5 protein-coding genes and 1 pseudogene are annotated in these 4,944 nt (G+C 71.7%); 2 read left to right on the top strand and 4 right to left on the bottom strand.

Annotation, left to right across the window (positions count from 1 at the left end; translation table 11 throughout):
• The 4 genes from DQW85_RS27715 to DQW85_RS27700 form a co-directional block, all read right to left on the bottom strand.
• On the bottom strand, positions 1-401 hold a 401-nt coding region (locus DQW85_RS27715; RefSeq protein ID WP_113702843.1), incomplete at its 3' end, for an ATP-binding cassette domain-containing protein.
• Positions 388-1,227, bottom strand: a complete 840-nt coding sequence (locus tag DQW85_RS27710; protein ID WP_113702841.1) for an ABC transporter permease — start codon at positions 1,225-1,227, stop codon at positions 388-390. The genes DQW85_RS27710 and DQW85_RS27715, both read right to left, overlap by 14 nt.
• Entirely contained in the window at positions 1,224-2,171 is a 948-nt protein-coding gene (locus DQW85_RS27705; protein ID WP_113702840.1) for an ABC transporter permease, read from the bottom strand. The genes DQW85_RS27710 and DQW85_RS27705 overlap by 4 nt, the downstream gene beginning before the upstream one ends.
• Entirely contained in the window at positions 2,168-3,655 is a 1,488-nt protein-coding gene (locus DQW85_RS27700; RefSeq protein WP_113702842.1) for an ABC transporter substrate-binding protein, read from the bottom strand. The genes DQW85_RS27705 and DQW85_RS27700 overlap by 4 nt, the downstream gene beginning before the upstream one ends.
• A gap of 87 nt (positions 3,656-3,742) precedes the next feature.
• Between DQW85_RS27700 and DQW85_RS27695 the strand changes: the two genes are divergently transcribed.
• A complete protein-coding gene (locus tag DQW85_RS27695; RefSeq protein WP_113702839.1) occupies positions 3,743-4,495 on the top strand; it encodes a FadR/GntR family transcriptional regulator in 753 nt (250 codons plus the stop codon).
• A 57-nt stretch (positions 4,496-4,552) separates the two neighbouring features.
• A pseudogene (locus tag DQW85_RS27690) lies at positions 4,553-4,944 on the top strand (adenylate cyclase regulatory domain-containing protein); the annotation flags it as partial.

Raw genomic sequence — 4,944 nt, 5'->3', positions numbered from 1 at the left:
CGGGGCAGCCGGACCCGGCCGAGCAGCTCGACGGCGCGCTCGCGGGCCCGGGCGGCCGGGACGCCGTGCAGGGTCATGACCTCGGCGACCTGGGCGACCACCCGCATGAGCGGGTTGAGCGCGGTCATCGGCTCCTGGAACACCATCGAGATCCGCCGGCCGCGCAGCTCCTTGATCCGGCGTTCGGGCACGCCGACCAGGTCGTGCTCGCCCAGCCGGGCGGCGCCGGAGGCCGTCACCCCCTCGGGGAGCAGGCCCAGGAGGGAGAGGGCGGTCAGCGACTTGCCGGAGCCCGACTCGCCGATCAGCCCGACCCGTTCCCCCGGCGCGATGCCGAACGACACCTCGCGCACCAGCTCGATCGGGCCGGCGTGGACGGACAGCCCGTCAACCCTCAGCACGGACCCTCCTCAGCCTGGGGTCGAGGTGGTCGCGCAGGCCGTCGCCGAGCAGGTTGAACCCGAGTACGGCCAGCGCGACGGCCAGCCCCGGCCACAGCGCCAGGCGCGGGGTGGAGAAGAGGAGCTCCTGTGACTCCTGCAGCATCCGGCCCCACGAGGGGGTGGGCGGCCGGGTGCCGAAGCCGAGGAACGACAGCGCCGCCTCGGCCAGGATCGCGATGGCGAACGACACCGACGCCTGCACGATGAGCACGGAGCCGATGTTCGGCAGCACGTGCCGCACGGCGATGGCGGTGCGGCGGCGGCCCGCGGCCCGCGCGGCGAGGATGTAGTCGGTGACCATGACCTGCATCGTCGCGGCCCTGGCGACGCGGGCGAAGGCGGGCACGGTGGCCACACCGATCGCGGCCATCGCGGTGAGCGTGCCGGCCCCGTAGACCGCGGCGAGCATGACGGCGAGCAGCAGCGCGGGGAACGCGAACACCAGGTCGTTCAGCCGCATGATGAGCTCGGACAGCCAGCCCTGGGAGCGGGGCGCCATCCCGGCGACGACGCCCAGCGGCGTGCCGATCAGCGCGGCGACGCCGACGGCGACGATGCCGACGTAGAGGGTGGTGCGGGCGCCGACCATGAGCTGGCTGAGCGTGTCGCGGCCGAACTTGTCGGCGCCGAGCAGGTAGCCGTCACCGGGTTCGCGCAGCTTGCCCGCCGCGTCCACGTACGTGGGGTCGTGCGGCGTCCATACGAAGGAGGTCAGCGCGGCGAGCACGACGAGCCCGACCAGCGCACCGCCGATGACCAGCGCGGCGTTTGGGCGGCCTCTCATCGCGATCCCCGCAGCCTGGGGTCGAGCGCGGCGTAGCAGACGTCCACCACGAAGTTGATCAGCAGGACGGCCACCACGAGCACCATCACCACCCCCTGGACGAGCAGCAGGTCGCGCCCGGCGACACCGTTCAGGAGCAGGTCGCCCAGGCCGGGTACGACGAACACCCGCTCGACCACGACCGCGCCGACGAGCAGCGTGGCGAGCTGCAGGCCGAGCACGGTGACCACGGGGATGGAGGCGTTGCGCAGGCCGTGCCGCCACAGGGCGCCCATGCTGCCCCTGCCCTTGGCGCGGGCCGTGCGCAGGTAGTCCTCGCGCATCACGTCGAGCACGGAGCTGCGCACGTACCTGGTCAGGACCGCGCCCTGCACGAGGCCGAGCGAGAGCCACGGCAGCAGCAGGCTCCGCAGCCACTCCACGGGGTCCTCGGCGACCGGCACGTAGCCGCCGGAGGGCAGCGCCTGCGCCCGCACCGCGAACACGAACACCAGCAGGATGCCCGCCAGGAACGCCGGGACGGCGATGCCGGCCTGGCTGGCGGCGCTGATGGCGGCGCCGAGCGCGTTGCGGTGGTGCACGGCGGCGAAGGTGCCCGCCGGCACCGCGATGAGCAGCGCGATGGCCATGCCGCCGAGCACCAGCACCCCCGTCACGCCGAGGCGGTCGGCGATCTGCGGCCCCACGGGCGAGCTGGTGACGTAGGAGGTGCCGAAGTCGCCCTGGGCCAGCCCGCCGAACCAGTCGAGGAACTGCGCGGCGGGCGGCCGGTCGGTGCCGAACTGGGCCCGCAGCCGGGCGACCGCCTCGGGCGTCGCGTTGACGCCGAGCGCGATCTCGGCCGGGTCGCCGGGCAGCACCGCCATGAACGCGAAGACGGCCACGCCGGCGACGGCGGTGCTCGCGACGAGCACCGCCATCCGCTTCAGCAGGTAGAGGGTCACTGCTTGGCGAGCCCGGTGAAGTCGAAGGACTCCGAGATGCCGTTCTTCGGCAGCCCGGTGACGCCCTTCTTCGCCACGATGAGGTTGGGGAACAGGAACAGCCAGTCGGCCGCGGCGTCGTCGGACAGCAGCTTGGCGGCCTTCTTGAGGTCGTCGGCCTGCTGCTGCTCGCTCCCCTGGTCGGCGGAGGCCAGCAGCTTGCCGAACTCGGGGTTGTCGTAACGGAAGTAGTAGGACTTGTCGGCGAAGATCCCCATGTCGCGGGGTTCGACGTGGTTGATGATGGACATGTGGTAGTCGCCCTGCTTGAACACCACGTCCAGCCAGCGCGCCGGGAACTCCAGCGGCTCGATGTCGGCCGTGATGCCCACCTGGGCGAGCTGCGACTTGACCACCTGCGCGGCGGCGACGGCGTAGGGCAGGTTGGGGATGCGCATCTTGACGGTGTAGGTCTTGCCGCCGAGCAGCGCCCTGGCCTTGGCGACGTCGTAGGGGCGGTCGCCGGTGCGGTCCTCGTACCAGGGGTCGGTGGGCGGCACCATGGAGCCGATCAGCTGGCCGCGCCCGGCCCAGGCGGTGTCGAGCAGCGCCTTGTGGTCGATCGCGTGTCGGACGGCCTGGCGCACCTTCTTGTCGTCGAACGGCGGGCGGCCGTTGTTCATCGACAGCACCACCTCGCCGTTCGTGGTGCCCTCGACCGTCTCGAAGCGGCCGGGGTCGGCGAACTGCCGCAGCGACTCGGGGGCCTGGACACTGGAGATCACGTCGATGCCGCCGGTCAGCAGCGCGTTGTTCATGGCCGTGGCGTCCTTGAAGTACTTCAGCGTGACGGCCGTGAGGGAGGGCTTGGCTCCCCAGTACTTCTGGGCGGCCTCCAGCCTGATGGAGTCGCCGCGCTTCCACGAGGCCAGCACGTACGGGCCGGTGCCGACGGGCTTGTTGGCCAGGTCGGAGACCCCCGTGCGGCTGAACATCGCGCCGAGGCGGGTGGCCATCGAGTAGAGGAAGCCGTTGCTGGGCCGCTTGAGCGTGACGACGGCGGTCGAGTCGTCCTTCTTCTCCACCTTGTCGATGACGTCGAGCTGCGCCTTGATCTTCAGCTTCCAGTCGGTCCGCACCCGGTCGAGGGAGAACACCACGTCGTCGGCGGTGAAGGGGGCGCCGCTGCTGAACGTGACGTTGTCGCGCAGGGTGAAGGTGTAGGTCCGGCGGTCGGGCGAGACGTCCCACTTCTCGGCCAGAAGGGGCTGGACCGTGCCGTCCTGGCCGAGCTTGACCAGGCCCTCGTAGACGTTGACCAGCAGCGCCTGCGGGATGGCGGCGCCCTCGGTGGAGGTGAAGTCGAGGTTGGCCGGCTCGGCCACGAACCCCACGGCGAGCGACTCACCCGCGCCGGTGCCGCCGGTGCCGCGGGAGCCGCCGCCGCAGGCCGCCGTGCTGAGCAGGAGACCGCCCAGGGCGATCCAGGTGACGATGCGCCTCATGTCCATAGCCTCCTGGCTAGTGCACTGGTCTGACCAGTAGGCTATGCACATTGCCAGCACTCGACGGCTCAGGTCAAGGGGGCTTACATGGGTGGTCCGCGTTTCGAGCCGGTCCGGGCCGTTCGCGCCTACGAGCGGATCGTGGAGCAGGTCGAGGAGGCCATCGAGAGCGGCGCGCTCTGCCCTGGCCAGCGGCTGCCCAGCGAGCGAGACCTGATGACCCAGTTCTCGGTGAGCCGTTCCACGGTGCGCGAGGCGCTCCGGGTGCTCCAGGCGCGCGGCCTGGTCCGGTCACGGCCCGGTGATCCGAACGGCGCCGAGGTGCTGGCGTTCACCCCGGCCGCGCTGCACAAGTCCATGACCACGCTGGCACGTGTGGAGGGGCTGTCGCTCGCCGAGCTGGTGCAGTTCCGCATGGTGCTCGACTCCTCGGCCAACCTGCTGGCGGCGCGGCTGCGCACCGACGACCAGCTGGCCGAGATGGACGCGGCCATCGCCAGGATGCGCGAGGCCGTCGAGCTGGGCTACGACGAGTTCAGCGCGGCCGACGTGGCCTTCCACGACGCCGTGGCGCGGGCCAGCCGCAACAAGCTCGTCCAGATCTGCACCGACGTGGTCCGCTCGATCGTGCTGGGCCTGGTCTCCGGCAGGATCGCCGAGGCTCCCGACCGGGCGGGGCTGATGCGGCGGAGCATCCGGCACCACGAGGAGGTGCTGGCCGCCGTCCGCGCCGGCGACGGCCCGCTGGCGGCGAGGCTGTCACGGCAGACGATGTACGACTACTACGTGGCGTACGTGCCGGCCGGGGAGCGCCCAGCGCTGCGCGCCCTGCTCGAATAGCATTCGAATAGCAGCGGATAAGCGCACTTCATACCCATTGCCGGTGTATCTTTCAGCATGGCGCGCGACGATCCGGACGGGCTCGCCGAGGCGTTCCTGCGCGAGCCCCGTCGCTACACCAGCCACCAGGTCGCCCAGATGGCCGGGGTGCCGGTCTACCGCGCGCGCCGGTTCTGGCGGGCGCTGGGCTTCCCGAACGTCGCCGACGACGCCGTCGAGTTCACCGACTCCGACGTGGAGGCGCTCAGGACGCTGCTCGGCATGGTCAGCGACGGCGTCTACGACGAGGAGCACGTGCTCCTCATGGCCCGCTCCCTCGGCAGGGCCACCGCGCGCCTGGCCGAGTCGCAGGCGCAGCTCGGCGCGGAGGAGCTCGACCAGGCGGGCGTGCCGCTGGGCGAGCGGCCCAGGGCGTGGCGCAGGCGGGCCGACCGGGTCGTGCCCGACCT

The organism is Nonomuraea lactucae, from assembly GCF_003313395.1.
In the GTDB taxonomy this organism is placed as follows: Bacteria; Actinomycetota; Actinomycetes; order Streptosporangiales; family Streptosporangiaceae; genus Nonomuraea; species Nonomuraea lactucae.
Note: the sequence above shows the minus strand (reverse complement) of the source record. Positions and strands in the feature narration are given on the sequence as shown.